The sequence below is a fragment of the Peribacillus sp. NPDC096448 genome (assembly GCF_044762675.1).
Classification (GTDB): Bacteria; Bacillota; Bacilli; order Bacillales; family DSM-1321; genus Peribacillus; species Peribacillus frigoritolerans_B.
This window is the reverse complement of sequence record NZ_JBIWEU010000010.1, coordinates 1-20,820: the sequence shown is the minus strand read 5'-3', so window position 1 is coordinate 20,820 and position 20,820 is coordinate 1. Positions and strand designations below refer to the sequence as shown.

The 20,820-nt window shown below is 42.2% G+C and carries 23 protein-coding genes and 1 riboswitch; of the genes, 15 read left to right on the top strand and 8 right to left on the bottom strand.

Annotated elements, in window-relative coordinates:
• Positions 1–6 precede the first annotated feature (6 nt).
• From ACIQ0C_RS17170 to paaX, 5 genes are all read left to right on the top strand, one after another.
• Complete coding sequence (locus ACIQ0C_RS17170; protein WP_403062122.1) at positions 7–1,527, top strand: aldehyde dehydrogenase family protein; 1,521 nt, start codon at positions 7–9, stop codon at positions 1,525–1,527.
• 118 nt (positions 1,528–1,645) lie between these two features.
• Positions 1,646–2,518 (top strand): 3-hydroxyacyl-CoA dehydrogenase, encoded by an 873-nt coding sequence (locus ACIQ0C_RS17165; protein ID WP_402836760.1) that lies wholly within the window; start codon positions 1,646–1,648, stop codon positions 2,516–2,518.
• The gene (locus tag ACIQ0C_RS17160; protein WP_403062119.1) at positions 2,515–3,723 is read left to right on the top strand and encodes an acetyl-CoA C-acyltransferase; all 1,209 of its coding nucleotides are present in this window, start codon (positions 2,515–2,517) and stop codon (positions 3,721–3,723) included. Before ACIQ0C_RS17165 ends, ACIQ0C_RS17160 begins: the two co-directional genes overlap by 4 nt.
• 67 nt (positions 3,724–3,790) lie before the next feature.
• A complete protein-coding gene (locus ACIQ0C_RS17155; protein ID WP_403062116.1) occupies positions 3,791–4,567 on the top strand; it encodes an enoyl-CoA hydratase-related protein in 777 nt (258 codons plus the stop codon).
• Between the two features lie 85 nt (positions 4,568–4,652).
• Positions 4,653–5,534, top strand: a complete 882-nt coding sequence (paaX, locus tag ACIQ0C_RS17150) for a phenylacetic acid degradation operon negative regulatory protein PaaX (RefSeq protein ID WP_403062476.1) — start codon at positions 4,653–4,655, stop codon at positions 5,532–5,534.
• Positions 5,535–5,598: 64 nt separating this feature from the next.
• Here paaX and ACIQ0C_RS17145 read toward each other — a convergent pair whose 3' ends face one another.
• Entirely contained in the window at positions 5,599–6,111 is a 513-nt protein-coding gene (locus ACIQ0C_RS17145) for a gamma carbonic anhydrase family protein (protein ID WP_402836754.1), read from the bottom strand.
• An 81-nt stretch (positions 6,112–6,192) separates the two neighbouring features.
• Between ACIQ0C_RS17145 and ACIQ0C_RS17140 the strand changes: the two genes are divergently transcribed.
• Positions 6,193–7,158: an NAD(P)H-dependent flavin oxidoreductase gene (locus ACIQ0C_RS17140; protein WP_403062113.1), complete on the top strand. Its 966-nt coding sequence runs from the start codon at positions 6,193–6,195 to the stop codon at positions 7,156–7,158.
• Between the two features lie 276 nt (positions 7,159–7,434).
• Here the strand turns inward: ACIQ0C_RS17140 and ACIQ0C_RS17135 are convergent, their stop codons facing one another.
• Positions 7,435–7,569, bottom strand: coding sequence for a YjcZ family sporulation protein (locus tag ACIQ0C_RS17135; RefSeq protein ID WP_402836751.1), 135 nt, complete (start codon positions 7,567–7,569; stop codon positions 7,435–7,437).
• 215 nt (positions 7,570–7,784) lie between these two features.
• On the opposite strand from ACIQ0C_RS17135, the gene ACIQ0C_RS17130 reads away from it, so the two are divergent.
• The 5 genes from ACIQ0C_RS17130 (at position 7,785) to ACIQ0C_RS17110 (ending at position 12,274) form a co-directional block, all read left to right on the top strand.
• Positions 7,785–8,528 carry a metallophosphoesterase family protein gene (locus ACIQ0C_RS17130; protein ID WP_403062110.1) on the top strand — a complete coding sequence of 248 codons (744 nt, stop codon included), beginning with the start codon at positions 7,785–7,787 and terminating at the stop codon, positions 8,526–8,528.
• A 98-nt stretch (positions 8,529–8,626) separates the two neighbouring features.
• Complete coding sequence (locus ACIQ0C_RS17125) at positions 8,627–8,755, top strand: hypothetical protein (RefSeq protein WP_402836748.1); 129 nt, start codon at positions 8,627–8,629, stop codon at positions 8,753–8,755.
• Between the two features lie 207 nt (positions 8,756–8,962).
• On the top strand, positions 8,963–9,889 hold the full coding sequence (locus ACIQ0C_RS17120; protein WP_403062107.1) for a cation diffusion facilitator family transporter: 927 nt from the start codon (positions 8,963–8,965) through the stop codon (positions 9,887–9,889).
• A gap of 275 nt (positions 9,890–10,164) precedes the next feature.
• Positions 10,165–10,854, top strand: a complete 690-nt coding sequence (locus ACIQ0C_RS17115; RefSeq protein WP_403062104.1) for a response regulator transcription factor — start codon at positions 10,165–10,167, stop codon at positions 10,852–10,854.
• The gene (locus tag ACIQ0C_RS17110) at positions 10,844–12,274 is read left to right on the top strand and encodes a HAMP domain-containing sensor histidine kinase (protein WP_402837173.1); all 1,431 of its coding nucleotides are present in this window, start codon (positions 10,844–10,846) and stop codon (positions 12,272–12,274) included. The genes ACIQ0C_RS17115 and ACIQ0C_RS17110 overlap by 11 nt, the downstream gene beginning before the upstream one ends.
• Before the next feature lie 339 nt (positions 12,275–12,613).
• Here ACIQ0C_RS17110 and spx read toward each other — a convergent pair whose 3' ends face one another.
• On the bottom strand, positions 12,614–13,009 hold the full coding sequence (gene spx / locus ACIQ0C_RS17105; RefSeq protein WP_034314875.1) for a transcriptional regulator Spx: 396 nt from the start codon (positions 13,007–13,009) through the stop codon (positions 12,614–12,616).
• 246 nt (positions 13,010–13,255) lie between these two features.
• Here spx and modB point away from each other — a divergent pair, with 246 nt between their 5' ends.
• From modB to ACIQ0C_RS17090, 3 genes are all read left to right on the top strand, one after another.
• On the top strand, positions 13,256–13,909 hold the full coding sequence (gene modB / locus ACIQ0C_RS17100) for a molybdate ABC transporter permease subunit (protein WP_402836744.1): 654 nt from the start codon (positions 13,256–13,258) through the stop codon (positions 13,907–13,909).
• A 110-nt stretch (positions 13,910–14,019) separates the two neighbouring features.
• Complete coding sequence (locus ACIQ0C_RS17095; protein WP_402836742.1) at positions 14,020–14,511, top strand: hypothetical protein; 492 nt, start codon at positions 14,020–14,022, stop codon at positions 14,509–14,511.
• 197 nt (positions 14,512–14,708) lie between these two features.
• Positions 14,709–14,906, top strand: coding sequence for a cold-shock protein (locus ACIQ0C_RS17090; protein ID WP_028393295.1), 198 nt, complete (start codon positions 14,709–14,711; stop codon positions 14,904–14,906).
• A gap of 40 nt (positions 14,907–14,946) precedes the next feature.
• Here the strand turns inward: ACIQ0C_RS17090 and ACIQ0C_RS17085 are convergent, their stop codons facing one another.
• From ACIQ0C_RS17085 to ACIQ0C_RS17070, 4 genes are all read right to left on the bottom strand, one after another.
• Positions 14,947–15,114, bottom strand: a complete 168-nt coding sequence (locus tag ACIQ0C_RS17085) for a hypothetical protein (protein WP_402836740.1) — start codon at positions 15,112–15,114, stop codon at positions 14,947–14,949.
• A gap of 120 nt (positions 15,115–15,234) precedes the next feature.
• On the bottom strand, positions 15,235–15,654 hold the full coding sequence (locus tag ACIQ0C_RS17080; RefSeq protein WP_402836739.1) for a flavodoxin domain-containing protein: 420 nt from the start codon (positions 15,652–15,654) through the stop codon (positions 15,235–15,237).
• Positions 15,644–16,696 carry a ribonucleotide-diphosphate reductase subunit beta gene (locus ACIQ0C_RS17075; RefSeq protein ID WP_402836738.1) on the bottom strand — a complete coding sequence of 351 codons (1,053 nt, stop codon included), beginning with the start codon at positions 16,694–16,696 and terminating at the stop codon, positions 15,644–15,646. The genes ACIQ0C_RS17080 and ACIQ0C_RS17075 overlap by 11 nt, the downstream gene beginning before the upstream one ends.
• A gap of 45 nt (positions 16,697–16,741) precedes the next feature.
• Positions 16,742–19,039, bottom strand: coding sequence for a ribonucleoside-diphosphate reductase subunit alpha (locus ACIQ0C_RS17070; protein WP_402836736.1), 2,298 nt, complete (start codon positions 19,037–19,039; stop codon positions 16,742–16,744).
• 141 nt (positions 19,040–19,180) lie between these two features.
• A riboswitch (cobalamin riboswitch) is annotated at positions 19,181–19,361 on the bottom strand.
• A 293-nt stretch (positions 19,362–19,654) separates the two neighbouring features.
• Here ACIQ0C_RS17070 and ACIQ0C_RS17065 point away from each other — a divergent pair.
• Positions 19,655–20,584, top strand: a complete 930-nt coding sequence (locus tag ACIQ0C_RS17065; RefSeq protein ID WP_133348980.1) for a manganese-dependent inorganic pyrophosphatase — start codon at positions 19,655–19,657, stop codon at positions 20,582–20,584.
• A 120-nt stretch (positions 20,585–20,704) separates the two neighbouring features.
• Here ACIQ0C_RS17065 and ACIQ0C_RS17060 read toward each other — a convergent pair.
• Positions 20,705–20,820: IS3 family transposase (locus tag ACIQ0C_RS17060; RefSeq protein WP_403062474.1), on the bottom strand; the 116-nt coding region annotated here is incomplete at its 5' end.

Sequence of the window (20,820 nt, the reverse complement as noted above, 5' to 3'; positions counted from 1 at the left end):
GATTACATGGTTAGAGTACAGGAGGCGGCATTTGAAAAAGCGGAAATGAAGCGGGATTATTATCATCTGATCATAAATGGAGAAAGAGTGGAAAGCTCTGATGGTTCCACAATTGATGCGTACAATCCTGCGACTGGTGAAATCATTGCCAAGGTAGCAAAGGCGACCAAGGAAGATGCAGAAAAAGCTGTTCAAGCTGCACGTGAAGCATTTGATAATGGGAAATGGAAGAGGACTCCGATTAATAAACGTTCACGTGTTTTGAACAAAATTGCAGCAATCATGCGTTCACGCTTTAATGAATTGGTTGAATTGGAGGTACTGAACAGCGGCAAATCCATTTCTGCAGCGCAAGGCCAAGTCATGCAGGCAATTGAAGATTTCGAGTTTTATGCAGGAGCTATAGTTGCACACCGCGGATCTGTAAATAATGTGCCTGGTCAATTCCATAACTATACGGAAAAAGAGCCAGTAGGTGTTTGTGCCCAAATCATCCCATGGAATTACCCTATGATGATGGCAGCGTGGAAAATTGCACCTGCAATCGCAGTTGGCTGTTCAGTCATTGTTAAGCCAGCTTCGTTAACGCCGCTGACGGCCATTCTATTAGGGGAAATCTGTTTAGAAGCCGGTGTCCCTTCAGGCGTGGTCAATATCATTCCAGGTCCTGGATCGGACGTGGGGAATTACCTTGTTCAGCATCCGAAAGTGAATAAGGTCGCCTTCACGGGTTCTACGCCAATCGGCAGGGATCTTATGGGCAAGGCTTCACAGACATTAAAAAGGGTCACATTGGAGCTTGGCGGTAAGTCCCCTAATATTGTTTTTGAAGATGCAGACCTTGAAGCGGCCATCGATGGATCATTGTATGGAATTTTCTATAATACTGGGCAGTCTTGCGAAGCTAGATCCCGTTTATACGTTCACGAAGACATATACGATGAGTTCGTTGCCAGATTCGTAGAAAAAACGAAAAAATTGAAATTGGGCAATCCGCTCGACAAAGAAACTCACGTCGGTGCAGTCATAGATCAAGGTCAATTGGATGTCATCGACAATTATGTACAATCTGCCATTACTGATGGAGCAAAGATCCTGACAGGAGGAAAGCCAGCGGTCATTGAAGGTTTCGAAAACGGTTATTGGTATGAGCCGACGGTCATAGCGAATGTCAATCATGAAATGGATGTAGTGAAAGAGGAAATATTCGGGCCGGTCGTTGTCATAATGAAATTCAAAGATGAAAAAGAAGCTGTGAGGCTCGCGAATGATACGGAATTCGGTTTGGGTTCAGCCCTATGGACAAAAGATGGCGGGCGTGCGACTAGAGTGGCCAATCAAATAGAAGCGGGAATCGTCATGGTGAATTGCCCATTCTCCGCATTTCCTGGAACACCTTTCGGAGGGTATAAACAATCAGGATTCGGCAGGGAACTTTGCATTGAAACACTTGATCTTTATACAGAAACGAAAAGCATCATTTCCTATCATGGAAGCCGTCCCTTAAATCCCTTTGGAATTCAATAAAACAAAAAAATAGGCGGCTGGCTGAACGGTATGTCGGAAAAGTAATTCAGGTATGGTTGAATGCTGATCTGATTCATCCGCAGCCAGCCCTATTTATTTTTGAAGGAGGAATGAACGAATGATTAGTAATCTAGTGATTGTCGGATCTGGTGTCATGGGCAGGGGAATAGCTTATGTAGGGGCAATAGGAGGCTTTAATGTAGTATTGGTGGATGTAAATCAGGATGCTTTGGAAAGTGCAAGAAACGAGATCGATTCCATTTTTGAGAAGGGTGTGCGCTACCAAAAAATCACCGAAGAAGAAGCGGCAGATGCAAAAAGCAGATTTACCTATTCTACCAATTTGAAAGAATCGGCAGCATATGCCGACTTGATCATAGAGGCAGTTCCGGAAAAGGCGGAAATTAAGAGGGCAGTCTTTGAAACGATTGAAGTCCATGCAAAAGAAGATTGTTACTTTGCAACCAATACTTCCACGATGAGTCCGACAGAAATTGCTTCTTATGGAAAGCGCCCCGAAAAAACGATTGCCATGCATTTTTTCAATCCTGTACAAAAGATGCCGCTCGTTGAAATTGTACGTGGTCTTGAAACAAGCGATGAAACGGCAGCCATAATAAAAGAGGTAGCCCAAAAAATGGGGAAAGAAACTGTAGTCATAAATGAATTCCCTGGGTTTGTAACCAGCAGGATCAGCTGTTTGGTAGGTAATGAAGCGTTCTTTATGCTTCAAGAAGGATTAGGAACACCAGAAGAAATCGATAAGGCAATAAAGTTAGGGCTGAATTACCCAATGGGACCGTTTGAGCTAGGCGATTTGGTGGGATTGGATGCCCGTTTGAATAATTTAAAATACCTACATAGTAAACTTGGTGAGAAATACCGCCCTGCTCCCCTTCTTGAACAGTATGTTAAAGCTGGCAGGCTCGGCCGTAAGTCAGGGAAAGGTGTGTACGATTATACAAAAGATGGCGAGCTGGTGAGGAAATGAAGGATGTTGTGATCATTGATGCTGTGAGAACACCAATCGGAAGATATAAAGGCGCATTGAAAAGCGTTCGCCCGGATGACCTCGGTGCAATTGTAATCAAGGCGCTGATAGATCGCAATCCAGAGCTGCCGGCTGATCAAATTGAGGATGTCATTTTCGGGAATGCAAATCAAGCAGGGGAGGATAATCGCGATGTGGCCCGGATGTCCGCTCTTTTAGCTGGTCTTCCGGTAAATGTAGCTGGTACGACAATAAATCGTTTATGTGGATCCGGACTGGATGCCGTTATGTATGCTGCACGCTCCATTGCTGTTGGTGAAGGCGATATTTATATCGCGGGCGGTACTGAAAGCATGACAAGGGCGCCGTACGTCATGGCCAAACCTGAGAGTGAATTCCCACGGGGTTCAATGGAGCTTCAGGATACTACGATCGGATGGCGCTTCACGAATGAGAAACTTAAAGAAATGTATGGCACGGATTCCATGCCTCAAACGGCTGAAAACGTCGCCCGGCGTTTTTCGGTTTCAAGGGAGGACCAAGATCAATTCGCGTATCAAAGCCAGCAAAAGGCGAAAAACGCAGTGGAAAATGAGCGTTTCATTAATGAGATCGTACCTGTTCGATATACGGATCGTAAAGGGAATGAGGTCATTTTCGATAAAGATGAACACCCACGTCCTGACACGACCATCGAAAAGCTGGAAAAACTCAAACCAATCTTTAAAGGCGGCACTGTAACCGCCGGTAATGCTTCAGGTGTAAATGATGGAGCCTCGGCATTACTTTTGATGAGTGCACAAAAAGCACGGGAGCTTGGATTGAAGCCTCTGGCCAAATATGTTGTAGGGGCGGTAGCCGGCTTGGAACCGTCCATTATGGGCCTTGGTCCGATTCATGCCACTAAAAAAGCATTGGAAAGGGCAAGTCTGACGATTGAAGACATCGGGCTAGTGGAATTGAATGAAGCATTCGCTTCCCAATCCTTGGAGTGCATCCGCCAATTGAAATTGGATCAGGAGAAAGTGAATGTCAACGGCGGTGCAATAGCGTTTGGCCATCCACTCGGTGCAAGCGGGGCGCGTATTTTAACGACACTTGTCCACGAAATGAAAAAGCGGAAAGTACGTTATGGTCTTGCGACAATGTGTGTGGGTGTCGGCCAAGGCATATCCGCCATTATAGAAAATATTGAAAAAGATTGATTATGGGCATGGCCCTTATTGATTTTATCTGCATAAGGGTCATTTTTTCAAAAAGGGGAGGAGACTCATGTCCAAGGTTATTTATAAAGTGATAAATCAAATCGGCTATATAACAGTGAATCGGCCCGACGTATTGAACTGCTTCGACTATGAGACACTATATGAACTGCAGGAAGTCATCGATGCAGTTTATTATGACGGCGATATCCGTGTCGTCATTTTCACCGGTGCAGGGGAAAAAGCATTCAGCGCGGGAGCTGATTTGAAAGAAAGGAAGTCTTTGAATGATGCCGAAGTAAGAAGGAACGTTAAGGCGATTCGCGATGTTTTTAATAGTATCGCAGGGCTTCCGCAGCCGACAATAGCTGCCGTCAATGGATATGCATTGGGGGGAGGGTTTGAATGGCTGCTTTCATGTGACTTTGCAATTGCTGCGGAAGGTGTTTCTTTGGGGCTCACCGAAACTAGCTGGGCCATTATTCCTGGGGCAGGCGGGACACAGCGGCTGCCGAGATTGATTGGGGAAATGAAAGCGAAGGAATTGATTTTCACCGCTAAAAAATTGACTGCAGAAGAGGCATGTCAATTAGGGATTCTTTTGAAGGTCGTGCCAAGGGATCAACTAATGCCAGCCTGTGAGGAATTGGCAGCCAATATCATGAAAAACGGGCCGATTGCAGTCAAACAAGCCAAATATGCGATTAACCAAGGAATAAATACGGACTTGCAAACCGGAATGGCCATAGAAGGAAAAGCCTATGAATTGACCATCCCGACTCAAGATAGATCGGAAGCGCTCCTAGCATTTAGTGAACGGAGAAAAGCACGATTTATTGGTGAATAATATTGCGCTTTCATTTGAAAAAGATATAATAATTATTATGTCTTCCGTGTGAAAATAGTAACAATGTTAGGACGAGGTGAGAAAGATAGGTACTAATACACAATCCATGATTTTTACGATATACGGCGATTATATCCGTAACTATGGAAATAAAATCTGGATAGGCAGTTTAATTCGTTTGTTAAAGGAATTCGGCCATAATGAGCAGGGCGTTCGTGTAGCCGTTTCACGAATGGTCAAGCAAGGGTGGATTCAGTCAGAGAAGCAGGGAAATAAAAGCTATTATTTTTTGACTGATCGCGGTGTGCAGAGAATGGATGAAGCGGCCAATCGCATATATAAGATGAAACCGAATGAATGGGACGGTAAATGGCGTATCTTAATGTACACGATCCCTGAAGATAAGCGGCAATTACGGGATGATCTCCGTAAAGAATTATTATGGAGCGGGTTTGGCAGTTTTTCTAGTGGTTGCTGGATTTCCCCCAATGATTTGGAGAAACAAATCAATCGCTTGATCGAGAAATATGACATAGATGAATATGTCGATTTTTTCATTTCGGAGTACAAAGGTCCAAAAGAAAACCAATCGCTTGTAGAGAAGAGCTGGCATTTAGAAGAGATTGAAAATAAATATGAAGAATTCATCGAGAAATACAGCAAACAATTCATCGTTCATCAAAGCATCATTAGCAGGGGCGAAATGTCCGATGCTGATTGTTTTGTGGAACGCACGAACTTGGTGCATGAATACCGTAAATTTTTATTTATCGATCCGGGCCTGCCAAAGGAACTTCTTCCTTCTAAGTGGAATGGGAATCATGCTGCTCTTTTATTTAGCCAGTATTATCAAGTCTTGGCTGAACCAGCAAGCCGTTTCTTTGAAAGCGTATTTCAGGAAAACAATGATTTATGCCGGAAAGATGAAACCTATGATGCCAAGGACCATCCACTTATCATTAAGTGAAAAAGAGCTTCAGCCAGCCGTTAATGACGACTTGCCGAAGCTCTTTTCAAATTCCTTGCAATAATTAATCAAGTATCCCTTTGAAGTCTTTCCCTTTTTGAACATATGTATCGATGGAAAGTTGGATCAATTCAAGATCTTTATTATTCAATCGGCGAACGACTTTCCCCGGGGAACCAATAACCAGTGAACGTGGAGGTATGATTTTGCCAGAGGAAATCAATGTGTTCGCTCCGACGATGCATTCTTCGCCGATCTCTACATTATCCAATATCGTGGAACCCATACCAATAATGGATCGTTTGCCTATTTTACAACCATGCAGGATGACATTGTGACCAACCGTCACTTCATCTTCAATGACAACCGGGCATCCTTCAAATAAATGAATGGTGGAGTTATCTTGAATACTGCATTTTTCCCCTATTGTAATTGAATCTTCATCACCGCGCAGTACCGCATTAAACCAAATGGTCGAGTCTTTCCCAATCGAAATATCACCGATTAAATGAGCACCAGGTGCGACGAAAACGGTATCATCAATGGATGGTTTTTTATTATTGTACGGAATAATCATAGTCTCGCTCCTTTTTCAAAAAGTCTGAATTGTTTTTCTAATGAATATAGTATAACATTAAATTGACAGGGAGGGATGAAAGTGAAATATATTTGTGAACTTTTTACGATAAAATATCCAATTATTCAAGGCGGCATGGGGAATATAAGCAATGCAAGTCTTGCGGCTGCAGTATCCAATGCAGGAGGCCTGGGAACAATAGGGTGCGGTACCATGACTCCTGAACAGGTAGAAGCCATCATTCTCGAAACCAAAGATAAAACCAATAACAATTTTGCGTTGAACATTCCAATAAACGTTAGTCCATATACAGATGAGTTAGTGAATCTTGTCCTGAAGCATGATATACCTGCAGTTTCCTTATCTGCAGGAAATCCTGCCCCTTTCATTCCACTATTGCAAAAAAAGAATATAAAAGTGATTGCCATCGTTGCGTCGGTCAAGCACGCACAAAAAGCGCAAGATGCAGGGGCAGATGTGTTGGTCGCAGAAGGGTTTGAAGCTGCCGGCATTAACTCGAACTTGGAAATGACGACGTTTACACTCATTCCGCAAATCAGCAAGCATGTGACGCTTCCCGTTTTGGCCGCTGGCGGAATAGGCAATGGGCAGGGGTTGGCAGCTGCATTGATGCTGGGGGCTTCAGGAGTCCAATTGGGAACCAGGCTGATTGCTACACAAGAAGCACCGTTCCATCCGTCATATAAGCAGAAACTAATCGAAGCGATGGGTAATGATACGGTAATTTTGGGCAGATCATTTGGACAGGTCAGAAGGGTATTGAAGGACCCCTATACGGAGAAAGTGCTGGATTTGGAGAAACAGGGACTTTCTCCAATGAATTATCGTGAAATGACCTCTGAAGTACATCATATAAATGGGGCGATGAACGGGGATGTTACCAATGGATTTATGAACAGCGGCCAGGTTGCCGGATTGATTGACGATATTCCCACGGTAAAGGAATTACTCGATGGCATGATGAAAGATGCGAAAAAACACATGGAGGATGGATTGAGCAGGCTTTCTGCCCCTTTTATGATTTGAGTGCGGCAGGTACCAATCTTGCCATCCGTTCAAGTAAAGAAGAAGGTATTCCCTTGGTTAACATCAAATTATTTGATCATTCCTCATACAACAATATGGATTCATGGAATAATGTGCGTGTTTTGAAAATCGTTTTTTTAATGGATTCAATCTGGAAGCCCCATTTTTAATAAAAGTTTGAAAAGGGAAAGCCTTTTTGGAAAAGTAAAAACTATAAAAGTCAATCCATAACAAAAAAGGCGCCATGATTAGGCGCCTTTTTGATTTATATCATTATTAGCAACATCCGCCGAAGCCGCCGCCGAATCCCCAACTGCATCCAATGATGATCAACAAGATGAATAATACGATCAGCAATGCGAATCCGTTATCGAAACCGCCGCCGCAACATTCGTTACCAATTCCACCCATTTGATTTCCTCCTTATATATATTATGAATTACATACCTAGCAAAACATCTTTACCGGGAATACTTCATACTATGTATTCTAGGCCGAAGTGTTTGCTTATTCATAAAAAATGGGCGTGGGCAAATCAAGGGATTAAGCCCGAATATTTTTTTGATTTCGTTTTAAATGTTATAATATACCATGTGGATTGTGGAGGAAGGGAGCTGAACTAAGTCATGAAAGTTGCCATTATAACGGATGTGCATGGTAATGCTTCAGCGCTAAAAGCCGTCCTTAGGGATATTGATCAAAGGGAAGAAATAGATCGTCTCTATTGTTTGGGAGATATGGTTGGAATTGGCCCGGATACAAATGAAGTCCTTGAACTTTTATTTTCAAGAAATGATTTATCGATGATAACTGGAAATCATGATGAAGCTGTCCTGGCCATCATTAACGGGGAGCCGCATCCGGACGGTCATATTCATGTTAAGGAACATCATGAGTGGATAGCTGAAAGGATGCACCGGAAATTCATAAGTGAATTGGGAAAATTGCCTCGAACCATACATCATATCATTAATGATCACTCCGTTTACTTCACCCATTATCACATGGAATCGAAGAAATTGGATGAGCACATAAGCCAAAATCCATATAGTAAAATCGTTGAACCGAGTTTAAATAACTTGGAAATGCTTTTCAATGATCAGCATCACGATTTAATAGGCTTTGGACATCATCATCCTATCCACTTTTTTAAAAATGACCGAACGATATTCCTGAACCCTGGTTCTCTTGGCTGTACTGGTGAACCAGTTGCTCCTTATGCCATTGTTTCAATCGAAAATGCGGGTATTCAGGTAAAGCTTGAAAAAGTCGCCTATGATAATACATCGTTCTTGTCATCGTATCAAAGCTTACAAGTTCCAGAGCATGAATTTATTATACGTGCCTTCCATGGCGGCCAGCAGGCCTAAGACATTTATAAAAGATGAAGTATGGGGAAATGTTGAGCATAAAGGTACATGCCTGCGGATACGCTAATAGGCAAACATCATGAAGCTGGAGGTAGGTCATGAAGGAAAATGAACAGGTATTTCAAGAGCAGGAAGAGATGGAACGGCACAGTCTTGTCTGTAATGATGAATTGTTTAATAAGGATCTGTACGCCATTGTCGATGATACGATGCAAGAGGAGAAATAAACGGGAAAAACGCTGCAGGAAATGTCTGTAGCGTTTATTTTTACTTTGAAATGGTTGAAGGCATAATTTTGGTTTTTTGTAAAAGATCACGTGCTTCCCGTTTCATCATACTTTTTACAGTCAGTGAATCCCGGGAGTGAATCATTTGAAACCATTCTGGATTTATCCCATACTATATATAAGTTTCAATACGAGAGGAGGGATGGCATGGGACATCATCATGGTCACTCCCATGATCATGGGCACGGACACCACCATCATTCTAACAATAAAAAAGCATTGTTGGCATCTTTCTTATTAATCTCCACGTTTATGATAGTCGAGGTCATTGGTGGATTCTTGACAAATAGTCTGGCTTTACTGTCGGATGCAGGTCACATGCTTAGCGATGCGGCAGCTTTAGGACTTAGTTATACAGCGATAAGGTTGGGGGAAAGGAAAGCGACATCATCCAAATCGTTTGGATATAAACGGTTTGAGATCATTGCTGCTTGTTTGAATGGAATGACCTTGATCGTCATATCCGTATTCATTTTCGTAGAAGCAATTAAGAGATTCCTGGATCCTCCTGAGGTTCAAAGCATGGGAATGCTAATGATTTCAATCATCGGGTTACTTGTTAATGTCATTGCAGCCTGGATATTAATGAGCGGAGATAAGGAAGACAATCTGAATGTACGAAGTGCTTTTTTACATGTTATCGGTGATATGCTTGGATCTGTGGGTGCCATTGCGGCCGCACTCTTGATTTATTTTTTCGATTGGGGAATTGCAGATCCGATTGCGAGCGTCATAGTCGCGATTTTAATTATCATCAGCGGTATTAGGGTAGTGAGGGATTCTTTCCATATCTTGATGGAGGGCACACCAGACCAAGTCGATATGGATGAAGTGAAAGCATCCATGCTGGAATTGGACGGTGTATCCGATGTCCATGATCTCCATATCTGGACGATCACCTCTGGTTTTTTGACAATGAGCTGCCATGTTGTTATAGATGAGAGTGGTGATCACGATTCCGTTTTAGCAGAAGCGCAAAAACTTCTTCATGATCAGTTTGGAATTGAACATAGCACGATCCAAGTGGAAAGACAGGAAGCGGGCTGTCCCAATCCACACGAGACATGTAATTGAAAAGGGCTGGCTCAGTTTAGAGCCAGCCTCTTAAGAGTGTAATAAGCTGATCATAGTTTTTTCTGCATGATTTTTACGATCATGTAGCGGCATTCCTGTTAAAATGAATCGAGATCACTTACACAAAGTTACTAAGTGAAAACATCGATTAATTTTACTGCGAACATAATCCTGACACATAAAAAGGGTAAGATTGAGGGAAAATGCTTGGTGTTTTTTAATAGTTAGCATATACAAAATGATTCCACTATAATTCAGGGAGGAGGAGTCCATATATGAAGAAAATTCTTGTAGTAGAAGATGAAATCGCCATATCGATGGTATTGAAAGCATATTTGGAGCGGGAAGGTTTTGATGTAGTCCAAGTGTACGATGGGCTAAAGGCCATTCCGGTGTTTGAAGAAACGAAGCCAGACCTTGTCCTGCTTGATGTCATGCTGCCGGGAAAGGAAGGCTGGGATATATTGAAGGAAATCCGGGATGACGATACATGTCCGGTTATCATGTTGACTGCGTTGACAGATGTCGATTACAGATTATCGGGATTTAAGTCAGGTGCGGATGATTACATCTCGAAACCCTTCGTTGCTGAAGAAGTCGTGGCCCGGGTTCATGCCGTTTTAAGAAGATCATCATCGGTTGTTACGGAAGATGGTCATGTACATGAGTTTGGGAGTTTAACCATCGATGATCTTTCTTATATGGTGCATTTGAATGGCGAAGAGATAAACTTGACGCCGCGTGATTTGTCCCTGCTCGTTTTTTTCGCTAAACACCCTAATCAAATTTTCACGAGGGAACAGCTGCTCGACCAAGTGTGGGGCATGGATTATGACGGCAGTGACCGTGCAGTGGACCTGGCGATCAAGCGAATCAGGAAGGCGATAGATGCATGGCCTGTAACTGAAGGGGAAATAAAAACATTGCGTGGATTGGGGTATCAATTAAGTGTCTATGAAAACTAAAAAAAGAACCACTTTACAACGCTATTGGACAAAGAGATACGTATTGACCTTGATTTCCGGTTTGATATTATTGTCTGTTTTTTCCTTATGGTGGATGGAAAAAACGGCTTTGGAATATAGGCTCAGCCTTCTTAAGTACTTAGCGGACGAAACATCCGATCGGGCGATTAAGGAGAATGGCCAGATTGTCGTTGGCCCGATCCTTTCGGAAATTGTTGAGGAAAGGGAGAAAATCCTCCATCTGAATCAACAGCCAATCATCTATATCGTCGATCCCGATGCCACCATCATATATACGATGCCACAGTTGTATATCGATCCGGATGAAAATAAACTCCCGGACGTCATCATGAAAAATACGGAGTTGGTCCAGAAGGTCAAGATCTCCGACAATAAAGTATATGTCGTCAAATCCCCCATTACGTTCAATGATGAGACGAGAGGCTGGGTGGTCATTGCCCAGGAAGAAGGGGCATTAAAGGAAATCAACCAAGATCATGGCTTGTTGGCGATCATGATTGGAGGGCTTCTGATTCTGGGAACGGGAGTCATTTATTTTCTTTCCAGGCAGATTTCGCGCCCCATCCAAGACGTAGCTAACGCCGCGGTCCAGGTTCGTGAAGGCAACTATGATATCCATTTCAAAGAGGAAGAGGAAATCAAGGAAGAAGAAATTTATGAATTGATAGAATCATTTAAGGAAATGACCAATCGATTGAAGGTCATGGAGAAGTTGCGGGCGGAATTGCTTGCAGGCGTAACCCATGATTTGAAAACGCCAGTCACTTCCATTAGCGGACTGATACAAGCGGTGAAGGATGATGTCGTTAAGGGAGAGCAAAGTAAGGAATTCCTCGATATTTCCTTAAAGGAAACTCAGCGTTTACAAGGTATGATAGAGGATTTACTCAATTATAATGCCATATCGGCAGGCGCTTTTAAAATCCGGGTGCAAAAAGAGAATATCAATATATTCATCAAGGAAATCGCCTATCGCTGGCAGGTGACCCAGGATGATGATCAAGCGTTCGCTTTTGAGATAAAAGTTCCTGATGAACCAGTCTTCGGTCAAATTGATTCTTTGCGGATGCAGCAAATCGTCATTAACCTTTTGAATAATGCCAGACATGCACTTGACGGCAAAGGGAAAATAGCGATTCACCTTTATGAAAAGGATGAAGAACGAATTTGCATTGATGTTCTGGACAGCGGGCGGGGGATTCCAAAACATGAACAACAATATGTGTTCGAACCATTTTATCGAGGCGAAAACAAAAAGTTGAAGGTACGTGGTTTAGGTTTGGGACTGCCATTCAGTAAGATGCTCGCAAAAGCGCAAAAGGGAGATCTTGTGCTTAAGGATAGTGATGAACAAGGCACCACCTTCACGATTGTCATAGAGAAAGCGGATCAAATATAAAAAAGGGTTGTCTGATGTAATGGACAACCCTCCAGACTGTAGGCAAACTCGGAGAAAAGCCGGTTTGCCTACAGTTTTTTATTTGAAAAAACAATCCAGTTGATTGGTGGGGTGTTCGAGACTCCTGCTAAGAAAAGCGTATCCAAGGGAGACCCCACAGGCGCGAGAACGCCCGCAGAAAGCGAGTCCCCTGGAGTGTCAATCAAGAAAAGTTTCATCCTAATTATAAAACAGTGAAAAATTATGGAGTATGACCGAGGGTATTTTAATCATGGTCGACAAACTAAAGGGTTGTCCGTTGTAATGGACAACCCTCTCATTATGCAGAATGCTAACTAATTAAGCTAATTGGCTGATTGCACGCCATAATTGTACATGACGGACCTTCCTTGGAAGGAAGCGTCCCATTTCCTCTTCATTATATCCTGCATGCAAGTTCTTATGGTCGAAAATGATTGGCCGGCGAAGTAAATCCGGGTTATCTTGAATAAGCTTGCAAAGATCATTAAGCGGTGTATTATTTATATCGATATTCAGGCTTTTGAATTTCTTGGAGCGGGTTGAGATGATTTCATCTGTCCCGCCTTCCGTTTTACGTAAAATCTCTTTTATTTCTTCTATAGAAAGAGGTTGCGAATATAGGTTACGTTCATTAAAGGAAATTTCGTTCTTCTTAAGCCAAGCTTTTGCTTTACGACAGGCTAAACTGCTTGGAGTAGTATAAATTGTTACCATTAAAATCGACTCCTTCAAAGTTTTCAAGTTTATTGGAATGAAATTATTTTTATATTTGTGATACTCTTACTTTAACGTTTCTTTGTGTCAGCAAGATGTCAAGAAAAATAAACTTAAATGTTATTTTAAAAGAAAGGGAGAAAATGAAATGAAATCTGCCTTTAATGAAAAAGAAACCATTTGGGTAAAGATGCCGAATAAGGACATGCAAATGCCGATATTTAACAGTGATGTGAGAGTGGTATCATGACAGGGGATTTTTGGTCACCAGTCAGGCTATCGATACAAGTGGCGGGACTATCGGGTCTCCTTGTTTTCATTTTAGGAATTATCCTGGCGCGAATGATGGCTAAAAAGCAATTCAGGGGAAAAGTCCTGTTGGAAACAGTGTTTTTATTGCCACTTGTTTTGCCGCCGTCCGTCGTTGGTTTTTTATTGATTGTGATTTTTGGCAAGAATGGAATGCCGGGACAATTCATTGAAAGGGTTTTTGATCAGCCCCTGATGTTCACGTGGTGGGCGGCAGTCATTGCATCTACCGTGGTGGCTTTTCCGCTTATGTACCAATCCGCTAAAACGGGCTTTGAAGGTATAGATGAGGAAATTGAAAATGCAGCAAGGGTTGACGGGGCGGGCGAATGGAAATTGTTCCTGTTTGTATCCCTTCCATTGGCGGTCAAATCCATCGTCACAGGTGCCATTATGAGTTCTGCGCGTGCATTGGGGGAATTCGGGGCCACACTCATGTTTGCCGGAAACATTCCCGGACAGACACAAACCATACCGACCGCGATATATATCGCCATGGACTCCGGGAATATGACATTAGCCTGGCTATGGGTTGCCGTAATCATTGTCATTTCATTCATTATGCTTTTTATTGTGACATACATAAAATGAATGCTGCTTCTCCCTTTCCGTACATAATAATGGAAGAGGGAGATTATTGTTTCTAATCAGTCTGTGTTATAATCGACAAACAATATGAACTAATGAAATGAGGAAGAAATTTGTTAACATTTGAAGAAAAATTGAGCATCATTGAAACTTTTCCGGAATTACAGCGAAAAGACGTTTCATTGGGACGTGTGAACTTCCATTATCCAGATAGCGTCCAGGAGAAAAAAATCGTCGTTCAGCACTTGCATCCCAATGGAAATGGATTCGTTTATGCAGGGCATATGAGAAAAAAAGACACTGACCGTAAAGGGTTTATCAATATACGTGACTATAATGAAGCGGAATTAAAAGAATTGATTCAAAGAAGCGTGGACTACCTATCTGAACCTCCGGCTGAATTCGAAGAAGAGGTAAACGAGTTCGCTAGGTTGGAAGGGGCATGGATTGGCCCTGAAAAGCAAGAGCTTACACTTGAAAGGGAAGACCTGCTTTGGAATGTTTATTCAGGGTCGAATCTTGAGGAATGTTTCGAAAGTCCGGTAGAGGCGGAGCGCTACTTATTGGACGAAGGCTTCCGACAAAGCAAGAAGAGGAATATGTAGAATTTTAGGATAATTTGTCGGTTGATTTACTGCGATAATCTTGTTTTTTTAGGATTTTCCATGATATAATATGAGTAATTATTTTTGTTCGGAAAAGTTTGAAAGAAGGATTTACTGTAATAGGATTCCTCTTGAAACATTATCCAGAACCAAAAATAGTAATAAAATGGATTTTTCCAAACACAGGAGGAACTATCATGGTACAAGGTAAAGTAAAATGGTTTAACGCAGAAAAAGGTTTCGGTTTCATCGAAGTTGAAGGCCAAGACGATGTATTCGTACATTTCTCAGCTATCCAAGGTGAAGGCTTCAAAACGCTTGAAGAAGGCCAAGAAGTTTCTTTCGAAATCGAGCAAGGCGCTCGTGGACCACAAGCTGCTAACGTTCAAAAATAATTGAACGCATATAAAAAAAGACTCCTATTTTGGAGTCTTTTTATTTTTCTTTTTTTTCGGCGATTTCCTTTAATGCTTTGTCCAATTTTTCTTCGATCCTTTTAGAACGATTAAAATGCCCTGACAGGAAAAACACGATGAATATAACGAATGCGACAAGCACTAGCATAAAAAGGATAGGCAGGAACTGGGTTATATTCTCAGTCATTGGATATCATCTCCTTTTTTCTTCCATTATACTTCATGCTTACCGCTGCCATGATAGAGGGAGCCAATTTTTATTAAAAGTACTGAAAGGGGATATGCGAAAACGCATATCCCCTTTCAGTCAGTTCTGGAATAGCGAGGCGAACTTTTGAAGTCTGGGCAGGTCTGATTCTTGATACATCTGTTCTATCTTCAATGTAACCAATAACTGGCTCTTGGCAAATAACATGTCCCGGAAATGATCGACCGCCCCACAAAAATGATTATAGTTGGTTTCACCAGTGCCGAAGACTCCCGTTTTCAGGTGAGCAATAGGCAACTGTTCCAGTTCTTTATAAAGGGCTGCTGATTTAGCGGGAAGCTCCCCATTGCCCCATGTATAGGTGCCGACGATCAATGCATCGTAATCCGGCAATGTACATAAATCGAATTCATTCGTTCGATATAGTCCTGCTGCAGGTAAAAGGGAAGCCAGGGCTTCAGCAAGCGCTTTTGTATTGCCGCCGGCAGAATGATAGACAATGGCAACTTTACAGCTCATCGAACCCATTGCTGGCATTTACTTGACTGTATGTCCTGGACTTCTGTTCGAAGAAATCGGTTTTGGTAAGACCGATGGATTCATCATCGAATGTTTTGATCCATGGCATCGGGTTTTCGCCATACTCTTTATACAAATTATCAAGGCCCAGCATACGTAACCGTTTATTGGCGATATATTCAATGTACTCATTGAATTCTTCCAAATCGAGATCGGCTTTCGTTTGGATATCTTCGAGCATATATTCAGACCATTCTTTTTCGAGATCGACTGCTTTTTCAATCGTTGTATAGATGAACTTCGTGTTATCTTCATTATTTAACTCAGGATATTCATACATCAAGATTTGAATGAGCATACCAATGAAATCGAAATGGACCATTTCATCGCGATGAATATAGGATATCATCGTAGCGGAACCGGTCATTAGATTTTGGCGTCCTAAATTATAATAAAAGGCGAAAGCCAGATAGAAATAAATCCCTTCAAGGTTCGTTGAATGGATCAGTGCCTCGAATAAATGCTGAGGGCTGGGATCGTCCACGAACGTTTGATAAGCATCAACGATCGGTTGGTTACGCTTAATCACTTCAGGATGTTCTTTGATGCGGTCGAAAAGCTGTTTTTGCTTACCTACCGGAATCAAGGAAGCAAGGATATAGGAATAAGACTCATTATGGATCGATTCCTGCTGAGCCATGTTGGCCAGGATAGCTTTTGCCGCCGGATCTTTGATGTACCGAAGAATTTCTACTAAAGTGGGCGTTTGAAGACTGTCCATTCCAGCAATCATCGTAAGGATATCGAGAAAAGCATCCTGGATATCTTCATCCAATTCGCCCCACTGCTTTTTATCCTGAATCATGTTCACGCTCGAAGGCTTCCAAAAGTTATTGATGAGCTGTGTATAGGTATCATAGAATTTTTCATACTGAATATCGTTCCAAAGGAGGAAGCCTGAAGCTTCTCCTTTGAAAACACCGGTTGCCTTGGTTGGATGCGTCGGTTCGAGCATCCGAATTTTTTTGATATGATTGGTCATTCGTGAAAACTCCTTTAAGAATAGATTACTGGGTCATGATTGTCGTTAACTTGAACAGCTTTCGCAGGCATTGTCATATTCGGAAGAAGTCGAACGAACATAATACGTCGATTTCAACCCGCTTTCCCATGCCGTTAAATGGATATCCAAGAGAACCTTCGCTTTGATTGTATTGTGTACATACAGATTAAAGCTGATTGCTTGGTCAATATGGCGTTGGCGGGCCGCATTTTGCCTGATGCTTTCCAGTTGGTCCAAATTGAATCGCGTCTTTTTATAATATTCATACGTATTTGGCGTCAAGCCTGGTGCGGTCACCTTGAATTTGAAGTTTTTCTTTTCTTCGTAAAATTCAATTTCATACAAAGGATCGATTCCATCCGTTGAATTACCGATTTTGGCTGTCGATGAATTGGGGGCAATCGCCATTAAATATCCATTACGGGTCCCGTGCTCCTGCACGTCTGCTTTTAAATCCAGCCATTTTTGATCTGTATAGTCACGCAGTTCGAAATAGTCCCCTGTATGCCAATCTGAACCTTCAAAATATGGGTAAGATCCTTTTTCCTTGGCCAATTCGTTGGATGCCTTGATTGTTAAGTAAGCGATCTTTTCGTATAAAGCATCTGCATAGTGAACAGCCTCATCGGATTCCCAATAAATATTCTCTGTGGCAAGTAAATGATGCCATCCAAACGTTCCTAAACCAATTGCCCGGTAACGCTTGTTCGAGATGGATGCTTGTTTGACAGGAAGATTATTCACATCAATGACATTGTCCAGCATACGGATCTGAATGGGAATCAATCTTTCCAAAACATCGCTGCCCACCGCTCGGGGCAAGTTAATGGATGAAAGATTGCAGACAACGAAATCGCCGCTTTTACGAACGACAACAACATCTCCATCTTCTGTTTCATATTCATCCGTGATCGTCGAAGGGCTTAGGTTTTGGGCAATCTCCGTGCAAAGGTTAGAACAATAAATCATACCTTTATGTTTATTCGGATTCTTCCTATTCACCTCATCGCGGTAGAACATATACGGTACGCCTTCTTCTAATTGAGAAATCATGATGCTTTTCATGATGTCCATCGCATTGATTTTTTCAAAGCTATAGTTTGGAAGTGTGCCATTTTCTGCGGCCTCGACTGCAAGTGCATAATGATTCCTGAAGCTTCCTTCGCCTTTCTTCTCGTCATAAAGATCTTCAAGTGAAAATCCAAGGGTTTGCTTAACGGTATGCGGATCGAAAAGATACCATTCTTTTCTGTCGCGTACAGCCTCCATGAATAAATCGGGAATGCAAACACCTGTAAAAATGTCATGGGCTTTTAATCTGTCATCCCCGTTTTGTGTCTTCAAATCGAGGAAGCTCATGATATCTTTATGCCAGGCATCCAAGTAAATCGCGATGGCACCTTTACGTTGACCCAATTGATCGACACTTACAGCTGTCTGGTTGAATAGTCGAATCCAGGGCGTCGTACCGGAACTGTTTCCAGAGAAACCCCGGATATCAGAACCAAGTGAGCGGACCTTACCAACGTAAAGGCCGACACCGCCGCCGAATTTAGATACTTTTGCCGCATCGTAGTTTGATAGGTAAATTCCGTCAATGGAATCTTCAATTGCGTCGATAAAGCAAGAGCTTAACTGCCCATGTGTTTTACCTGCATTGGAGAGTGTAGGAGTCGCAACGGTCATATAAAGGTTGGACATGGCCCAGTATGCTTCTTTTATAAGTTGCAGGCGATGCTCCGTTTTTTCCATTCGCATGATTTCCATTGCGATGATCATGAAACGTTCTTGTGGAAGTTCGTAGACCTTGTCCTTTTTTGGGCGGGCTAGATAGCGGTCGTTCAATAAGTAGATGCCTATGTAAGAGAATAATTTATCTTTTTCCGGGTCGATCACCGAACCCAATTCCTCAATTTCCGCTTTCGTATATGAAGATAGCAGTTCTGGTTTATAAATGGGATAACGCTGACCTTCCGAAAGCTGGGAAAGTTCCGTGATCAGCTCATAGAATGGGCCATAACTCTTGCCTTCATAACCTCGATTGGCTTGTGCATCCCTATACATTGTATTCAACAGTTCTGCTGCAGCAACGAACGTCCAATCCGGAGCATCGATATCCACACCTTCAAGAGCGAGCTGAATCAGTTTTTTTGATGCCTGTTCTTCGGTTGAGTCACTTTTGCGATCAAGCCATTTTGTAAAACGCTTTTTGAACTTTTCCATATCGAGACGGCCTTCGAATTCCTTCGATAACGTCTCAAGCTGGATGGATTTCGTTTCTGTGTCATTTTCACTTATGGTAGAGTTATATGTTTGAGTCATTAATAATCCTCCTTGGTAACTTCCGCTAAAATAAAAAAAAACCGCCCAAAGAATTGAGGCGGATCAAACGATAGAATAAAAGAGCCATGAAAAAATGGCCGTTATACTATCGTTTCATCATCTCAATCCCCGAAGAATAAGAAACGTGAAAAATTCAAGGCAGGTCTCCTGACTCATGATCATCCTACTTTGAGTCCTTCCCGTATAAAGAGCTATACAGTGGTTTTCTCATTTCGTCACATTTACAGTTGCGGGGACAGTTCCGGGTTTGCACCGGATTCCCTTTTCAGCCATCACTGGCACCTTGGATTATAATAAATTCTATATATAGTTATTGGTATTGTTTATGTAATCAATATCTAGTATTTCTGCTTATATTATCGTAAGCCATATACGATGATAATTCAACTAATATATTTGAAAAAAACCAACCCTTATCTATTGACAAAGTGATGGCAGAGAGTCAAGGAATGAAAGATTTTATTGGGGAAAGGATAATTCAAGCGCTGATTTTACGGGATTTTGTGTTAAAATAAAGTGTCTAGTAAAGGTGGCTCTCCCTTATTGCGGTGAGGGGATTCGCGGAAAAATATTTATGAAAAAGGGGATAAAATCTTGGAAAAAGTATTAGTTTTTGGACATAAAAACCCGGATACAGACACAATCTGTTCGGCAATCGCTTATGCGGATCTGAAAAAGCAGTTAGGTATCAACGCTGAACCAGTTCGTCTGGGTGAAGTGAATGGTGAAACTCAATATGCATTGGACCAATTCAAATTCGACGCTCCCCGTCTTGTGGAAAAAGTTGCAGGGGAAGCTGACGGCGTAATCCTGGTCGATCATAACGAACGCCAGCAAAGTGCTGAAGATATTGACCAAGTCCGTGTGCTGGAAGTTATCGACCATCACCGTATCGCTAACTTTGAAACAAGCGATCCTTTATATTACCGTGCGGAACCAGTTGGCTGTACGGCAACCATTTTAAATAAAATTTATAAAGAAAACGGCATTGAAGTTCCTAAAGCAATCGCAGGTCTTATGCTGTCTGCCATCATTTCCGATTCTTTATTGTTCAAATCACCGACTTGCACGGAGCAAGACGTTGCAGCAGCAATGGAATTGGCTGCCATTGCGGGAGTTGACGCCGAAACATATGGCTTGGAAATGTTGAAGGCGGGAGCTGACTTGAGCGATAAAACGATTGCCCAGCTTATCACTCTTGATGCAAAGGAATTCTCCATGGGAATGGCTAAAGTGGAGATAGCACAGGTCAATGCTGTTGATCCGAACGAAGTTCTTGCTAAGCAAGCGGAATTGGAAGCCGCGATTGAAGCGGTCATTGCTGTGAAGGAATTGGACTTGTTCCTATTCGTCGTAACGGATATCTTGACTAATGATTCCGTTGCCTTGGCTCTTGGTAAAGCGGCTTATGCAGTGGAAAAAGCATACGACGTTTCATTGAACAACAACATCGCCGTCTTGGAAGGCGTTGTATCGCGTAAAAAACAAATCGTGCCGGTCTTAACGGACGTATTCAGCAAATAATACAGGAAAAGGGGTGCTCATTAAATACATGGGCACCCTTTTTCTGTACATGCAAAAAGAGACTCAACCATCCATTAAGGGTGTTTGAAGTGAACCCAAAAAGTTAGACACTTTATTTAATTAGGAAACCTTGAGGGCATAAACCCGGTAATCTACTGGGCTCATGCCTTTTAATTTCACTTTGATTCGTCGGTGATTATAATAATGGATATAATCTTCAAGTTCTTGTTTGAAAT